General features: G+C 70.6%; 12 protein-coding genes. 9 read left to right on the forward strand and 3 right to left on the reverse strand.

Annotated features, from left to right (window positions below; genetic code table 11):
• Nucleotides 1-118: 118 nt before the first annotated feature.
• The 3 genes from Pma05_RS35850 to Pma05_RS35860 all read left to right on the forward strand — a co-directional run bounded on the left by Pma05_RS35850 (nt 119) and on the right by Pma05_RS35860 (nt 4,107).
• Nucleotides 119-619: an IS5 family transposase gene (locus Pma05_RS35850; protein ID WP_203861972.1), complete on the forward strand. Its 501-nt coding sequence runs from the start codon at nt 119-121 to the stop codon at nt 617-619.
• A gap of 118 nt (nt 620-737) precedes the next feature.
• Nucleotides 738-1,106, forward strand: coding sequence for a transposase domain-containing protein (locus Pma05_RS44160; RefSeq protein WP_372441611.1), 369 nt, complete (start codon nt 738-740; stop codon nt 1,104-1,106).
• A gap of 502 nt (nt 1,107-1,608) precedes the next feature.
• A complete protein-coding gene (locus Pma05_RS35860) occupies nt 1,609-4,107 on the forward strand; it encodes a golvesin C-terminal-like domain-containing protein (RefSeq protein ID WP_203861974.1) in 2,499 nt (832 codons plus the stop codon).
• A gap of 58 nt (nt 4,108-4,165) precedes the next feature.
• On the opposite strand, the gene Pma05_RS35865 is transcribed toward Pma05_RS35860, so the two are convergent.
• The 3 genes from Pma05_RS35865 to Pma05_RS35875 form a co-directional block, all read right to left on the reverse strand.
• The gene (locus tag Pma05_RS35865) at nt 4,166-6,298 is read right to left on the reverse strand and encodes a golvesin C-terminal-like domain-containing protein (RefSeq protein ID WP_203861975.1); all 2,133 of its coding nucleotides are present in this window, start codon (nt 6,296-6,298) and stop codon (nt 4,166-4,168) included.
• Between the two features lie 120 nt (nt 6,299-6,418).
• Entirely contained in the window at nt 6,419-7,477 is a 1,059-nt protein-coding gene (locus tag Pma05_RS35870; RefSeq protein WP_203861976.1) for a LacI family DNA-binding transcriptional regulator, read from the reverse strand.
• 133 nt (nt 7,478-7,610) lie between these two features.
• The gene (locus Pma05_RS35875) at nt 7,611-7,964 is read right to left on the reverse strand and encodes an aldo/keto reductase (RefSeq protein ID WP_239313822.1); all 354 of its coding nucleotides are present in this window, start codon (nt 7,962-7,964) and stop codon (nt 7,611-7,613) included.
• Nucleotides 7,965-8,083: 119 nt separating this feature from the next.
• On the opposite strand from Pma05_RS35875, the gene Pma05_RS35880 reads away from it, so the two are divergent.
• From Pma05_RS35880 to Pma05_RS35900, 6 genes are all read left to right on the forward strand, one after another.
• Nucleotides 8,084-9,232, forward strand: a complete 1,149-nt coding sequence (locus tag Pma05_RS35880; protein ID WP_203861977.1) for a LacI family DNA-binding transcriptional regulator — start codon at nt 8,084-8,086, stop codon at nt 9,230-9,232.
• 133 nt (nt 9,233-9,365) lie between these two features.
• Nucleotides 9,366-10,292, forward strand: coding sequence for an ABC transporter permease (locus Pma05_RS35885; RefSeq protein WP_203861978.1), 927 nt, complete (start codon nt 9,366-9,368; stop codon nt 10,290-10,292).
• A 76-nt stretch (nt 10,293-10,368) separates the two neighbouring features.
• Entirely contained in the window at nt 10,369-11,280 is a 912-nt protein-coding gene (locus Pma05_RS35890) for an ABC transporter permease (protein ID WP_203861979.1), read from the forward strand.
• A 37-nt stretch (nt 11,281-11,317) separates the two neighbouring features.
• Nucleotides 11,318-12,826 carry an ABC transporter substrate-binding protein gene (locus Pma05_RS35895; protein ID WP_203861980.1) on the forward strand — a complete coding sequence of 503 codons (1,509 nt, stop codon included), beginning with the start codon at nt 11,318-11,320 and terminating at the stop codon, nt 12,824-12,826.
• Complete coding sequence (locus Pma05_RS43110; protein WP_239313823.1) at nt 12,823-14,685, forward strand: MGH1-like glycoside hydrolase domain-containing protein; 1,863 nt, start codon at nt 12,823-12,825, stop codon at nt 14,683-14,685. The genes Pma05_RS35895 and Pma05_RS43110 overlap by 4 nt, the downstream gene beginning before the upstream one ends.
• Nucleotides 14,682-16,295 (forward strand): FAD-dependent oxidoreductase, encoded by a 1,614-nt coding sequence (locus tag Pma05_RS35900; RefSeq protein WP_239313824.1) that lies wholly within the window; start codon nt 14,682-14,684, stop codon nt 16,293-16,295. Before Pma05_RS43110 ends, Pma05_RS35900 begins: the two co-directional genes overlap by 4 nt.
• The last annotated feature ends 9 nt before the right edge of the window (nt 16,296-16,304 follow it).

Genomic DNA, 16,304 nt, shown 5'->3' on the forward strand with positions numbered 1-16,304 from the left:
GTGGGAACTTGAAGCGCCTGCGCCGGATCGCGACCTGCAGCGCGTCCAATGCCAGGTCGATGTACAGTAACCTTTGCGTTGTTTGCGGGCGGTGATCGTCAGGTCACGCTTGACGGTTTTGCCGACGCGTTGGTCGACTCCCAGTCCGTACGGGGCGGAGACCGTCTGCCGCCCCAGCCGCGGCTACGACGCGGGCAAGCGGGTCAACGGCCGCAAACGACACATCGCCGTCGACACCCGCGGACTACTCCTCGCGGTCCTGGTCACCGGCGCGAACGTCCAGGACCGCGCCGCCGCCCCGGCCCTGCTCCAGGCGCTACGCACCTGCTTCCCCGTGATCCGTCTCGTGTGGGCCGACAGCGGCTACGCCGGCAGGGTCGTGGGCTGGGCCGCCGCCCACCTCGCGCTGACCGTGCGGATCGTCGCGAAACTCGCCGGGCAGACCACCTTCGTGGTCCTACACCGCAGGTGGGCGGTGGAGCGCACCTTCTCCTGGATCAACCGATGCCGACGTACCGTCCGGGATTACGAACGGCTACCCGACCACCACGCCGCGATGGTCCAATGGGCGATGATCATCGTCATGACCCGCCGACTCGCCCGCCATCAACACACCTGAAACCCTTATTTTGCCAGGCTCTAACACCTCAACGAGCACCGCAGGCACCTCGTCGACATCGTCCACCCGCGCACGTGCGACGTCGACAATCTCCCAGAAAGAGCGGCAATCCGCCGCCATGCGGGGCTGTGGCTTCTTCTGGCCCCGGACCACGTACGCCGCTGCCGACGAGGCTCGGTCGTACGTCAACCGGGTCGCCGCCCCGGCACTGGGTGCGGTGGCCGAGCTGGTGCCATCGGACCTCGTCGACGAGGTAATCAGCGAGTGTGGCCGTGGGGACCAGCGGATTCGATCATTGCCGAACCGGGTCACGCTGTACTTCGTACTGGCATTGTGGCTATGTGATTCGGGTCGGGGGCGGGAGTACGGGGCGGCGGCCGAAGTGCCGCAACCCAGGCGGGAACCTCGCCCCGGCTGTCCTACCGGGAGCTTCGTCCTATCCGGAGCAACGACACGCGACCTCCATCTGCCTGCTCAACCGCCCTGATCACGATAAAGATGGCGCCATGATCCGTCAGACGCGCTCTAGCATTCGGGTCTGCTCAGGGCCGCGGGACCAGTCAGCTCCCAGTGGTGATGGGAGCTTCGCCGCCGGCGACGCCGTATACGACGACGCGGCCGTTGACCCTTGGCCGCGGCCAGTGCGTGGCGCTGGGTCAGGCGGCTGGCACCGCGGCGGCGATCGCCGCGGACGGTACCGTTGCCGGGCTCGCGGTCGAGTGGCTGCGGGACTGGCTCCGGGCGGCCGGAGCCGTTGTATAGGCCGTCTCCTGCCGCACATGTCGAGCCGAGGCGGGATCCCGGCGGTGATCCGGAAAGGTGGGGATTTCGTTTGGATACCCGTGTGGTATCCAGACGAATCACCACCACCACCACCACCGGCGGCGTCGTCTGAGCCCGACGCAGGCCGGCAATGATCGGCAGGACACGGCCGAGCCGTCCCCGGGATGAGGCGCGGACCAGGTGTTGCGTGAGTTTCGAGGAGGATCATGAAGGACGAGGCGCGAGTCACCCGCCGGACGGTCACCGTCGGCCTGGCGGCCACCGCCGCGCTGGCCGCCGTACCGGGCAGCCTGCTCGGGCGGCGGCCAGCCGTGGCCGCACCGGCGCCGGCCTTCCACGAGGTGGCACTCTGGGACTCCGTCGCGGGTCCGCGGGTCAACTACCACGTCCAGGGTCTGGCGGTGCTGCCCGACGACACGATCCTGGCGGCGGCCGAGGGGCGCTACGAGGAGTGCGACGCCGGTCCCCGCGAGCTGGTGCTGCGACGCAGTACGGACGGTGGGGCGACGTGGAGCGCCAGCCAGGTCCTACAGCCGTCGGTCGGCGGGCAGTCGTGGGGGAATCCGACGTTCGTGGTCGACCGCACCGCTGGAAAGGTCTTCTGTTTCTTCGCTCTGTCGACCCGGCTGCCGGGCAATACCAGCTGCTCGGGCGACAGCGGCGAACTCTACGTCACGTCCAGTGTGGACGGTGGTCGGCAGTGGTCGGCGCCGACCTCCCTGGCGGGGATCTTCGACCACTTCCCCTACGACTGGGCGATGCACGGGCCGGGCCCCGGGCATGGCATCCAGCTCGCCGGTGGTCGCCTCCTGCTCCAGGTTCTGCACCGCCGGGTCATCGTCGGCAACAGCGTCGCCGAACGCAACTACGGCGTGTCGGTGCTCTACAGCGACAACGGGGGCTCGACCTGGCAGGCGGGCGGCGCCATCCCGGTGTCGGTCGACTATCCGTTGAACGAGTCGCGGCTGGTGGAGCTGGCTGACGGACGGGTACTGGTCAGCGCGCGGGCGAGCGCGGGCGGCAACCGGCAGCGGATCGTCTCGACCAGTGCCGACGGGGGGCTCACCTGGGCGGCACCGAAGCTGGAGGGTGCGACCGGGGTCTTCAACGCGGTCGACGCCGGCCTGCTGCGCTACAGCGGCGGACCCGGCAGCGACGAGGTCGACCGGATCCTGTTCAGCCGGCCGGACGCCCCGGTGCGGCGGAACATGACCGTCTCCGTCAGCTACGACGACGCCCAGTCGTTCCGATACCACCGGGTCGTCAACCCCGGCCCCTCGTACTATTCCGACCTGGCCCGGCTCTCGGACGGGACGATCATCCTGCTCTACGGCCGGGACGGCGACATCGCGGCCGCCCCGCGGCGGATCGTCGCCGCCCGGTTCAACGTCGAGTGGCTGACCCGGGGCCGGGACAACCTCGCCGACGGTCCCGGGCTCACCCAGCAGCACCGTGACCTCAGCATGGCCCAGGCCCCACGGGGAACGCTGACGGTCGTGTCCGAACCGACGGCGCGCGGCGGCGCCCGGGCGAGCTTCGCGCCCGTGGCTGTGGGCGACTTCATCGAGTGCGCCGTCACCCTGCCCCAGGCCGGGCAGTACGAGGTGATCCTGCGCTACTACCGCTCACCGGACGGTGGGCTGATGACGGTGGCCCTGGACGGGCAGTCGTTGCGCTCGTCGGCCGTGGACACCACCGCCGAGTCGGCCGCCGGTTACGACGTCGTCAACCTGGGCCGTACCCAGCTCGCCGCCGGCCAGCACGTCCTGCGGTTCACGGCGGCCGGTCCGGGGCGGGGTGGCGGGACGCGGATCTCCGTCGACGAGGCGAGCTTCGTCGTCGCGTCGTCGCCGGCCGACCCGCAGGACGTCGTCACCGTCGACAACAACGACGCGCTCGGCTTCAGGATCGTCTCGGGCACGTGGGGCAACAGCACCGGCGTCGCGGGCACCTACGGTCCGAGCTACCGCCACCACGCCGCGGGCACCGGCTCCAGCGTCGTGCGTTGGCAGCCGCCGCTCCCCGGCCAAGGCCGGTACGAGGTCTGGGTGTCGTACACCGCCCACCCGAACCGGGCGACCAACGCGCCGTACGTGGTTACCCACCTGACCGGGTCGACGACGGTCCGGGTCAACCAGCGGGTCGCCGGCACGCCGGGACCCGGTGGCGGGGAGTGGGTCTCGATCGGCAGCTTCACGTTCCCCGCCGGGCTGGCGAGGATCGAGCTCACCGACAACGCCAACGGCTATGTAGTGGCGGACGCGGTCCGGCTCGTCCGGGAACCGGCCGAGATCACGGTCGACAACGGCACCGCCGGCTTCACGCTGGTCTCCGGGACCTGGGGGCGCAGCGCCGCCCTGGCGGGCACCTACGGCGCCGACTACTACCGCCATCCCGCCGGCACCGGGTCCAGCGTCGCCCGCTGGCAACCGACCATTCCCACCGCCGGCTACCACCTGGTCGAGGTGGCCTACGCGGCGCACGAGAACCGGGCCTCCGACGCGCCGTTCACGATCACCCACGAGTTCGGCACCACAACCGTACGGATCGACCAGCGGGTGGCGGGAACACCGGATCCGCGCGGCGGCAACTGGGCCCGCCTCGGCATCTTCGCGTTCGACCCCGGGTCCGGCGCGAAGGTGGAGCTGAACGACGACGCCAACGGTTACGTCATCGCGGACGCCGTACGGCTGCGGCGGTTCTGACCCGGGGAATCCCGGGCGCCGTCCGGCCGGGCGGGCAGGGCGGCGCCCGGGCGTCGGGTCACTTCCGGAGGAACCGCACCGCGTCGGCGATGACGAACCCGTTGGCGTTGTCGCTGAGCTCCACCGAGCCGCTGATGCCAGCGGTGAAGGTGAAGATGCCGAGCGAGGCCCACTCGCCGCCGCGCGGCTCGGGTACGCCCCGCACCCGCTGGTCGACGGGTACGACGTCGTTGCCCTCGGCGTGGTGCACGGTGTAGGGGGTGTTGGTGGCCCGGTTCGACGCCGCGGGGTACGAGACCAGCACCTCGTACCGGCCGTCGCCAGGCAGGGCGGGCCGCCAGCGTACGACGTTGGCGCCGGTGCCGGCCGCCCGGGAGAGGTAGTTGGACCCGTAGTAGCCGGCCACGCCGGTGCCCGCCGTCCAGGTGCCGGAGACGGTCTCGAAGCCCTTCTCGCCGTTGTCGACGGTCACCTCCTCGCGGACGTCCGCGCGCGGGCCCTCGATCAGGCTCAGTTCGTCGAGGGAAACCCGGGTACCGCCGCCCCGGCCGGCGCTGACCAGCGTGAAGCGCACCCGGGACCGGCCCGGGCGCAGCCGGACGGTTCCGAGGTTGACGATGTCGTAGCCCTCGGAACTCTCCGCCGTCGTGTCGACGGTCGAGTTGCGGGGTTCCGCGCCGTCGATGGTCACGGTGACCACACCACCGTCGACCGGGCGGTAGTACCGCAGCACGGCCTCCCGTTCACCGCCCCGGCCGACCGTGATCGGGTACTCGATGAAGTCCCCGACCGCGGTCGGGGTCCAGACGGACCGTGCGGCCCGGTTGCCGCCCCGGGCGGTGGGTTCGGGTACCACCGCGACGGTTCCGCCCGACCGGCGGGCACCGTGCACGGTGGCGCCCAGGTCGTACGTCCGCTCGTCGAGGTCCGGGCCGGTCGCCAGGCTGTCCCGGCCCTGAGTGAGCCATTCCAGGTTGAAGCGGCAGATCGCCACCCGGCGAGGGAAGCTGGGGATGTCGCCGTCGCAGCCGTACAGCAGGATGATGGTGCCGTCGGAGAGCCGGGCCAGGTCGGAGTAGTAGGACCGGTTCGGGTTCACCACCCTGCTGTAGCGGAACGAGTAGCCCTCGTCATAGCTCACCGACACCGTCATGTTCCAGCGCATCGGCGAGTCCGGCCGGCTGAACAGGATCCGGTCGACCTCCCTGCTGCGCGGGCCGCCGGTGTAGCGGGCCAGACCAGCGTCGACCGCGTTGAACACCCCGGTCGAACCGTCCAGTTTGGCGGGTGACCAGGTCAGGCCACGGTCGGCGCTAATCGAGACGATCCGCTGCCGGTTACCACCGGACGCGGCCCGCCCGTTGACCAGGACCGAGCCGTCGCTGCGCTGGACCACCCGAGCCTCGTTGATCGGATAGTCGACCGACACCGGCACCTCGCCGGTCGCCTGCCAGGTACGACCGTGGTCGTCGCTGTAGATCGAGGCGACTCCGTAGAAGCGCTGGGCGACGGTGTTACCGACGATGACCCTCCGGTGCAGCACGTTGAGCAGCAGCCGCCCGTTGTCCAACTGGATGCCGTGACCGGGGCCGGGGCCGTGCAGCGCCCAGTCGTACGCGAAGTGGTCGAACAGCCCGGACATGCTGCGCGGCTCGCTCCAGGTGACCCCGTCGTCCCGGCTCGACACCACGAACAGGTCGCCGCTGTCGCCCGAGCACGAGGTGTTCTCCGGCAGGCGCAGCGAGAGCATGTAGAACAGGAACACCTCGCCGGTGGTGCGGTCGACCACGAGCGCCGGATTTCCCCACGACTGACCGTCGACCGACCGGACCACGGTCTGGGTCGGGCTCCACGTCTCGCCCCGGTCGGTGCTCCGCCGCAGCAGCAGGTCGCGCGGGCCGGCATCGCAGACCTCGTACCGGCCCTCGGTGGCCGCCAGGATCGTGTCGTTCGGCAGTACGGCGAGGCCGTGCACGTGGTAGTTCTCCAGCGGGTCGAGCTCGGCATCCCAGAGGGTGGTCTCCGCGAAGAATGGGGCCGCGGGATGCGGGTGCTTCTTCCTTCCGGTACCGGCGGTGGTGGGGGAGGCGATGGCAGGGGTGGCGGCCAGCGCGGGCAGGCCACCGACTGCGGCGGCCCCGGCCGCCAGGCCGAGGGTGAACTTTCTGCGTCCGATCCGTTCGTGCGACATGCTGCTCCTTGCCTCAGAGGGAAGTGGCGTGGTGCGTCAACGGGTCACGACGGTGCTCCGGGCGCGGGCTGCGTACCGTGCCGGATCACTCGGGGGATTAGCTGAATGTCGGGGCGGCGCTCAGCGTGGACTCGCGCCGCGGCGGGCCGGCCCTACCGTGCTGCCGGGGACGATCGGGCAGCCGACGCTCTCGTGCACCGCGGTCTGTTCCGCGTCGTCCAGCGACCGGATCAGGAGGCGGGTGGCCACCCGGCCCATCTCCTGCCGCGGTACCTCGAGACCGGTCCACGCCACCTCGTCGCCGCGGGCACCGGTCGGGTCGCCGAGGACCACGATGCTCAGGTCCGCCGGAACCGAGAGCCCACGGCGGCCGGCGGCGCGCCGGACCTCCTCGGCGAGCAGTTGCTGTTCCGCGACGACGGCGGTGATGCCGGCGCCGACGACGTCCTCGACCAGGCCGTCCACCTCGTCGCGGGACGCCAGCGTCCACACCGGGCCGATGGGGCGCCGGAGCGAGCCGGCCCGCTGCGCCTGCCGGAAGCCCTTCTCCCGGTCGGCGCTGGGCTGCGCTTCGCCCTCGCCGAGTCGGGCGTACGCCACCCGCTCGTGGCCCTGCTCGAACAGCCGCTCGGTGAGCTCTCGGGTGGCACTCGCGTAGTCGGCGGCCACGTAGGAGACCGGCGCACCGGACACCTCGCGGTGTCCCACGTACACGAACGGGTAGCCGGAGTCGCGGAGCCGTTCGATCTCGTCGATGTTGGGGATGCGGCCGAGCAGCAGTGCGCCGTCGGCCAACGCCAGCCGGGTCGCGCCGTCGCGGTACATCTGGCGTTCGCCGCCCACGCTGGTGAACAGCAGCAGGTCGTGCCCCAACTCGGCCGCCTCCTGCTCCATCCCGAGCAGGAACGGGAAGTAGAAGTCGACGCTGGTCGTCGGGAAGACCGGCTCGAAGGTGTAGACGCCGATGATCCGGTTCCGGCCGCTGGCGAGTGAGCGGGCCGAGGCGTTGGCGACGTAACCCCACTCGCGCATCACGGCCAGCACCCGGTCCCGGGTCTCCGGGCTGATCCGTGCCCCGGAGTCGCGCTCGTTGAGCACGAGCGACACGGTCGCCTGGCTGACCCCGGCAAGGCGCGCTATGTCGGCCTGGGTCGGCCGCTTCGGAACGCCTCGCCCCATCCGCACCTCCTGCTAATGCGCTTAACCGACGGAGGCAAAGTTTCGGTCGTGTGTCAGAGCCGTGTCAATAGTGCTCCCGGCTTTACCTGTTCAACCGCAGCTCCGCGCCATGAGCCAAGCCTGCTAATGGCTATTAGTAGCCATCCGCCCGGCGTGCGGATGCGGCGTCCGGTGGCTGACCGGAGCAGTTGCCGGCCCGGCGCGGACCGTGGGCGCTCGCGTCGAACTCGTCCGACGGAGGATCGGCGCGGCGGCGCCCGTCAGGGCAGGGCGGCGCCCCGGGCGGTGACCCAGAGCGCGTACCACTCTTGCCCTGCCGATAGATGTCGGCGAGGTCGAACATCGTGATGCCGCAGTCCAACGCGGCGTTGATGGCCGCCTCGGCCTCGTCGATGTCCGCCGAACGATGGGGCTCGGCGGTCCTGGTCCCGCCGAGTCGCATCGCGCCGTAGAGCAGCCGTTGCGTCCGTACGCGCGACTCCGACACCTGGTCAGCCTAGGTCGGACGGGACGCCGAATCGGAGCCGGATCCGGTATTGACGGGCCAATTTCACCGTTGTAACGTCCTCGCAACTCATGCGCATTAGTAACCGGAGGAGGTGCCAGATGGGCCGACGGATCCGGCAGGCCGACATTGCCCTGAAGCTCGGCATCTCCCAGGCGACGGTGTCGGTCGTGCTCTCCGGCCGGGCCGGCCGGGACATCGCGATCAGCCCCGAACTGCGAGATCTGGTGCTGTTCACCGCACGGGACATGGGCTACCACGCCGACCCGGTGGCCCGTAGCCTCGCCGGAGGCCGCAATCGCCTGCTCGGCGTCTTCACCTTCGAACCCGTGTTCCCCGTCGGGCAGCGCGACTTCTTCCATCCGTTCCTCCTCGGCATCGAGCAGGAGGCCGAAGCTCAGCGTTACGACCTCGTCCTGTTCACCAGCGCGACCGACGGCGCCGGCCGGCGGTCGATCTACGGCTCCGGCACCAACCGGCTCCGGCTCGCCGACGGCGGGCTCCTGCTCGGACTGGCACCCGACCGCGAGGAGTTGGCCCGCCTCGTCCGGGAGCAGTTTCCGTTCGTCTTCATCGGCCGCCGGGACGTGCACGGCGCCGGACTGTCCTATGTGGCTGCCGACTACGTCGGGGCGACCGCGAGCCTGGTCGGCGAGCTGATCGCGCTCGGCCACGAGAACATCTGCCTGGTCACCGGCACCGCCGACCTCGAGCCGACGGTCGACCGCAAGACCGGATTCGTCCGCGCCCACGACCTCGCCGGCCGGACCGTACGGCCCGCGTCGGTGTGGGAGGTCGAACCGGCCGGGATCGGGCCGGCGGAACTACTCTCCCGCCGCGACCAGGGCGTCACCGCGTACGCGGTGGAGGGCGCCGCCGACGGTGAGCTTGTCGGCGCCTTCCTCGCGGCCGCGGCGCAGGCGGATCTCGCCGTGCCGGACGACGTGTCGTTGGTGGTGCTCGGCGACGTCGACGAGGACGGCGTGGCGCAGCGGTGCACCCGGTTCGCGGTTCAGCGCGAAGAAATGGGTCGGCGCGCCGTCCGGCTGCTGATCGACAAGCTCGAAGCGGAGGATCCCTCAGAGGTGAGCCGGGTGACGGTGCCGTGCGTCGCGATCCCGGGCGACACGGTGGGCGTCCGGCGCGACCCTCGACCGACGGCGACCCCGCCGAGGGCGCGACCGGCGGTTCGCCCGCCCCGACCCAGGCCCGGGCCGACCGACCAGCCAGCAAAGCGACCCAGCAGCTAGTCGACCCGACAGCCAGACCGACCCAGCCAGCTTCCGAAGCGCGACGGTCCCGCCCAGCGGTACCGGTACGCGCGGTACAGGCGGTTACTAATGCGCATAAACGGATGTGTGTTCAGGGGGAGGTGACACGGAGATGACCCGGGTGGTGCTGCGGCGCCTCGCCAGCTCAGTGATCGTGATGTGGGGTGCCGCCAGCCTGATCTTTCTGATCATCCGGCTAGCGCCCGGCGGACCCGCACTGGTGCTGCTGGGTCCGGACGCGCAGCCCGAAGAGGTGGCCGAGTTGACCACACGGCTGGGCCTCGACCGGTCGCTGCCGGAGCAGTACCTGGCCTATCTGTGGGACGTGTCGAGGTTGGACTTCGGCGACTCCTACCGGCTGGGCCAGCCGGCGATGGAGGCGGTCCTCACCCGGCTGCCGGCGAGCCTGGAACTCGCCGCCGCAGCGGCGGTGATCGCCGTCTGCGTCGGGCTGGTGCTCGGCCTCATCGCCGGATACCGCCGGGGCGGCGTCGTCGACAGGGTGACCTCCGCGTTGACGATCGGCCTCCAGGCGTTCCCGACGTTCTGGGTCGGGATCATGCTGATCCTGCTCTTCGCACTGGTGTTGCGGGTACTGCCGAGTTCCGGTGTCGGCACTCCGGCCCACCTCGTACTCCCCGCGGTGACACTGTCCCTCCCGTTCACCGCCATCGTGGCGCGGCTGACCCGCAGCAGCCTGGTCGAGGAGATGGACGAGCCGTACGCCACGACGGCCCGCGCCAAGGGGCTCACCGACCGGCAGGTGCTGATCGGGCACGCCCTGCGCAACTCGCTCACCCCGGTCCTGACGGTGGTCGCCCTGCAACTCGGCGCGCTGATCGGCGGCGCCGTGGTGGTGGAGAACGTCTTCGCCTGGCCCGGACTCGGATCCCTCATCGTGTCGGCGGTCAACAACCGCGACTACGCGGTGGTGCAGGCGGCGACCCTGACGATCGCCGGAATCATCGTCCTGCTCAACCTGCTGGCCGATCTCGCCACCGCACGCCTGGACCCGCGCATCCGGCTCGGTGCCGCATGACCGGGCGCAGCGAGCGAGTCGGCCGAGTCGGCGGGGACGAGCCTCGTGACGGCACGCGGCGAAGCGGAGTGACGGCATGAGCGCGCCGCCGGTGTCCACCCAGACAACCGCGGCGGAGACGGTGACGTTCGCCCCGGCGCGGCGGCGCGGCCGGGTCCGGCGCGGCGGGGTGTGGGTCCCGCTGAGCATCGTGCTCGGCTACGTTCTGGTCGCGCTGGTGGCGCCCGTCCTGATCGGGTACGACCACGTGGCGACGCCCGTCGGGGACCGCCTGCTGCCGCCCGGCGCGAGCACGTCGGATGGGACCACCGCGTGGCTGGGCACCGACGGCCTGGGCCGCGACATCGCCGCGCAGATCGTCTACGGCGCACGGACCTCCCTGATCGTCGCGACCGTGGCGGTGACGCTCTCGGCGCTCGTCGGGATGATCGTCGGCGCCGTGGCCGGCCTGATCGGGGGCTGGCTCGACGTGGTGCTGTCCCGGCTGATCGACGTCCTGCTCACCTTCCCCGGCGTGCTGCTGGCGATCGTCATCGCCGGCCTCTTCTCCCGTGGCCTGCTGACCGTCGTCATCGCCCTGTCGGTCACCGCCTGGACACCGTTCGCGCGGGTCGCCCGCAACGTCACGCTCAGCATCAAGGAGCGTGAGTGGGTCAGCGCGGCCCGGCTGATGGGCATCCGCCGGCCGGCGATGCTGGTCCGGCACATCCTGCCGTTCGTCGTCCCGCCGATGGTGGCGATGGCGACGGTGGAGTTCGCCCTCGTCGTCCTCGCCGAGGCGGGCCTGAGCTTCCTCGGCATCGGGCTGCCGGCCTCCGTGCCCTCCTGGGGACAGACGGTGGCCAACGGCAAGGAGTATCTCGACACCGCCTGGTGGATTTCCGCATCTCCCGGGATCGCCCTGTTCGTGCTCGTCGTCAGCGTCGGGCTGCTCGGTGACCAGATGTCGGCGAGGCTCGGCCGGACCGGACGGTCGACCGGTTCATGAAACCCCACCCACCCCACCACCACGGACTGGAGTTGCCATGAAAGCCTTCGTACGCACCGCGCTGGCGGCCGTCGCCGTCGTCGCCACCCTGTCCGCCTGCACCACCACGAGCGGCGGTACGGACCCGGAGGGAGCCGGGTCGATCGTCGTCAGCGGCACCTATCCGATCGAGTCGATCGACCCGCACAGTGCGGAGGGCGGCGCGTCCGGCAAGGACCTGATCGGCCAGGAGATCTTCAGCCGGCTCACCCGGCCCGACCCGCAAGGCAAGATCATCGGTGACCTGGCGACCGACTGGTCCGCCGATGCGGCCACCACCTCCTGGACGTTCACGCTGCGCAGCGGGGTGAACTTCTCCGACGGCTCCGCGCTCACCGCCGACGACGTGGTGGCCTCGTTCCGCCGGCTGCTGGGCGGCGACAGCCCGGCCGCCTCGAACTTCACCGGTGCCAGCATCGAGTCATCCCGGCCGGACCAGGTCGTCATCAAGACGGCCAAGCCCGACGCCGCGCTGCCGAGCAAGCTGGTCACCTTCTTCATCCTCCCGAAGACGGTTGCCCAGAAGGACGCCGGCTTCTTCAAGGCGCCGGTGGGCTCGGGTCCGTTCACCGTCAAGTCGTTCACCCCGGGCGAGACGATCGTGCTGGCCGCCAACGACAAGTACTGGGGCGGCAAGCCGAAGCTCGAAACGGTCACCATCCGCTCGATCCCGGAGATCGCGGCCCGGTTGACCGCCCTGCGCACCGGCGAGGTCGACCTCGTCTGGGGCGTACCGAACGACCAGTTGGCCGACCTGAAGGCGGACAGCAACCTCAAGACCGAGGCGGTCGCCACCAACCAGGTCTACACGATGTGGTTCAACTCCTCGGTCCCGGCGCTGAAGACCGCGGCCATCCGCAACGCGCTGTGGAAGGCGGTCGACTTCAACACGATCATCAAGAGCCTCTACCCGGAGACCGGCGCGCTCGCCGACGCCCCGGTCGCCCCGACCGTGTTCGGCTACAGCCCGCAGCAACCGAAGACGTACGACCCGGCGGCGGCCAAGGCCGAGCTCACGGCGGCGGGTTTCGACTTCGGCAAGCCGCTGCGCCTACAGTTCGCCAACCCCGAGTTCCGCCCGTTCAACCAGGCGGTCGTCTCCGACCTGTCGAAGATCGGCGTCAAGATCGACCTGCTGGAGAAGGAACAGGCCGTCTTCATCAAGGATCTGATCGCCCTCGACTGGGACGTCAACTTCCAGATGCTCGGCACCGCCGGCTTCGACGCCGCCTCCAACCTCGGGCGGCTCTACACCTGCGCGGCCAAGCGCAACGGCTACTGCAATCCGCAGCTCGACGAACTGCTCGCCACGGCGGGGAGCACCAGCGACGAGGGTGAGCGGAAGACGGCGTACGCGGCGGCCAGCAAGATCATCTGGGATGACGCGGTCGGCATGTACCCGATGACCGTGCAGACCGCGTACGTCTGGAACAAGCGCCTCCAGGGCTTCACCTTGGACGCCGGCGGCTACCCCGACTTCGCCAAGGCCAGGGTGAACCGGTCGTGACGCAAGGTGCGGATTCCTACCGGGCGGCGCAGCGGCGCCTGGCCCGGGGCTGGAACACCTGGGACACCCGCAGCCTGCTCACCCAGGTGCTGCTGCCCGAGGGGCTCGCGGTCACGCTCGGCCTGAAGGAGTACTACCGGGGCAACGACCTACAGCGCGTCCAGATCGGGCGACGGGAACCCGACGCGGAAGAGGTGACCCTCGGCCCGCACGCGGTCGACGGCGGCTACACCGCGGTGACCGTACGCTGGCGCGACATCGAGGTGCTGGTGGAGAGCGCCCACACCGGCGCCGACCTCGTCGTCCTCGCCACGCCGCGGGCCAACCAGGCTCAGCCGGCGACGCTGACCGTCTCCGTGGCACTGCTGTGGAATCGCCCGGGCACGGTCCGGCGGGTTGGCGCCACAGTCGTCGCCGACCTGCCGGAGCGCCCCGAACCGGTCGGCGTCCACGGCACCGCCCCGCAGGTCGACGACCCGTACGTCGACCTGACCGGGCCGTACCTGGCGATGCGGCTCGACGGGCCGGTCGGCGTGTCGACCGGTACGCCGCGGGACCTCGCCGAGATCCGGCGGCTGGTCGACCTCGCCCGGATATCGCCGGCCGCACCCGAGGACGCCGACGCCGTGCATCGGGAACTCGTGCGCGACGCGATCGCCTGGAACACGATCTACGAGCCGGCACACGATCGGGTGGTGACCACGGTCAGCCGGCTGTGGAACGTCGGCAAGCGCGGCGGGTATGCCCTTTTCTGCTGGGACAACTACTTCAACGCGCTGCTCGCCGGCACCCTCAGCAAGGACCTGGCGTACGCCAACGCGGTGGAGATGACCCGGGAACTCACCCCGGACGGGTTCGTGCCCAACGTGGCCCAGGGCACCGGTCGACGTACGCTCGACGGCTCCCAACCCCCGGTCGGGTCGATGGCGTCGTGGCAGCTCTATCTGCGCTTCGGCGACCGGTGGTTCCTCGAGGAGGTCTTCGGTGGCCTGTTGAGCTGGAACCGGTGGTGGTGGCGGGTCCGCCGGCACGGCGACCTGCTCTGCCTCGGCTCCACCGCGTTCCAGCCGGAATGGCCGTCGCCGCAGGACATTCCCCGCATCGACCAGCACTTCGGGGCCACCTGCGAGAGCGGCTGCGACGACCACCCGATCTTTGCCGACATCCCGTACGACCCGTCGGTCGGCCTGATGCTGGCGCACGACGTGAGCCTCAACAGCGAGTACGCCATGGACTGCGAGGCCCTGGCGAACATCGCCGACGCGCTGGGGCACGACGCCGAGCGTGACGAACTTCGTGAGCGGGGAGGGGCGATCATTGCCGCCATCGAGGACCGTCTCTGGTCCGACGAGACGGCGTCCTACCGCAGTCGCCGTACCGACACCGACGGGTTCACCGCCGACATCTCGCCGATGAGCTTCTATCCACTGCTGGCCGGGATCGGCGCGGACGGCCGGGGCAAGCGGATGGTCGCCCACTACCTGCGCGACGAGACGTACTTCGGCGGCCGGTGGGCGGTGCCGTCGACGCCGCGCAGCGACGTCGACTCCGCCTCCCGCAGCTACTACTGGCACGGTCGGGTCTGGCCGCCGATGAACTTCCTGGTCTACCTGGGGCTGCGCCGGCTCGGCCTGGCGGACGACCAGCGGTGGCTGGCCGAACGCAGCGGTGACCTGGCGTTGCAGGAATGGCGTGCGCACCGCCACGTGCACGAGAACTACTCGGCGCACACCGGCGAGGGCTGCGACAAGGCCAACAGCGAGCCGTTCCACTCGTGGGGCGCACTGCTCAGCCTGGTCGCGCTCATCGAGAGCGGCGCCGAGCCGTATTTCCGGGTTCCCGAGGAGGACAACCAGTGAAACTCGCGCACAACCGGGCGGACGTGCTCGTCGTCGGCGGCGGTCTGGGCGGTGTGGCGGCAGCCCTCGCGGTGCTGCGGCGCGGCCGGACGGTGCTGCTGACCGAGGAGACCGACTGGTTGGGCGGTCAGCTCACCACCCAGGCGGTGCCGCCCGACGAGCATCCGTGGATCGAGCGGTTCGGCTGCACGGCGAGCTACCGCGAGCTGCGCGACGGCATCCGCGAGTACCACCGGCGGTGGTATCCGTTGAGCGAGCGGGCGCGGGCGGCACGGTTCCTCAATCCGGGCGAGGGCACGGTCAGCCCGCTGTGCCACGAGCCTCGGGTGGCGGCCGCCGTGATCGACGCGATGCTCGCGCCCTGGATCGCCGCCGGCCGGCTGCGGGTGCTGCTCGGGCACCGGCCGGTCGCGGCGGAGGTCGACGGCGACCAGGTCCGCGCGGTCGTCGTGGAAGACCCGGCGGGCAATCGGGTCGCGCTCGGCGCGCCGTACGTGCTCGACGCCACCGAACTCGGCGACCTGCTGCCGTTGACCGGTACCGAGCACGTCACCGGCTTCGAGTCGCAGGCGGAGACCGGCGAGCCGCACGCCCCCGCGCAGGCGCAGCCCGCCAATATGCAGGCGTTCTCCTGGTGCTTCGCGCTGGAGCACCGGGCCGGCGAGAACCACACCATCGACAAGCCCGACGAGTACAACTTCTGGAGCACGTTCCGTCCCGACTTCTGGGGCTCGGAACTGGTGTCCCTGACCGCCCCGGATCCGCGCACGCTGGCACCGTACACCCGGACGTTCATCCCCAACCCCGCCACCGACGGCGAGATCGTGGCCGATCAGAGCGTGAGCGCCGGCGACAGCGATCTCTGGATCTTCCGGCGGATCGTCTCGCGCCGTACCTTCGCCCCCGGTCTGGTCGACAGCGACGTCACACTGGTCAACTGGCCGATGATCGACTACTTCCTCGGGCCGCTGATCGGGGTCGGCGAGGAGGAGAAGGCCAAGCACCTGGCGTCGTCGCGGCAGCTCAGCCTGAGCATGCTCTACTGGCTACAGACCGAGGCGCCCCGGCCGGACGGCGGCACCGGCTGGCCCGGCCTACGCCTGCGCGGTGACGTGCTCGGCACGGCCGACGGGTTCGCCAAGGCCCCCTACATCCGGGAGTCGCGGCGGATCCGCGCCGAGTACACGGTCGTCGAGCAGGACCTGTCCCTCGAAATCCGCGGCGAGCGGGGATCCGTGGTCTACCCGGACAGCGTCGGCGTCGGCGCCTACCGGATCGACCTGCACCCGTCCACCGGCATGGACAACTACATCGACGTGGGCTCGACCCCCTTCCACGTGCCGTTGGGCGCGCTGTTGCCGGTCCGCACGGAGAACCTGCTGGCGGCGTCGAAGAACATCGGCACCACGCACATCACCAACGGCTGCTACCGGATGCACCCCACCGAGTGGAACATCGGCGAGGTCGCCGGCGCGCTCGCGGCACACTGCCAGGACAACGGCCTGACCCCTCGGCAGGTACGGGCCGACCCCCGCCGGCTGGAGGGCTTCCGCGCGGAACTGGCCGCCGACGGTGTCGAGCTGGGTTGGCCACGGATCGGCGGGTATTGATGACCACGA

It is taken from the genome of Plantactinospora mayteni (genome assembly GCF_016862935.1).
GTDB lineage: Bacteria > Actinomycetota > Actinomycetes > Mycobacteriales > Micromonosporaceae > Plantactinospora > Plantactinospora mayteni.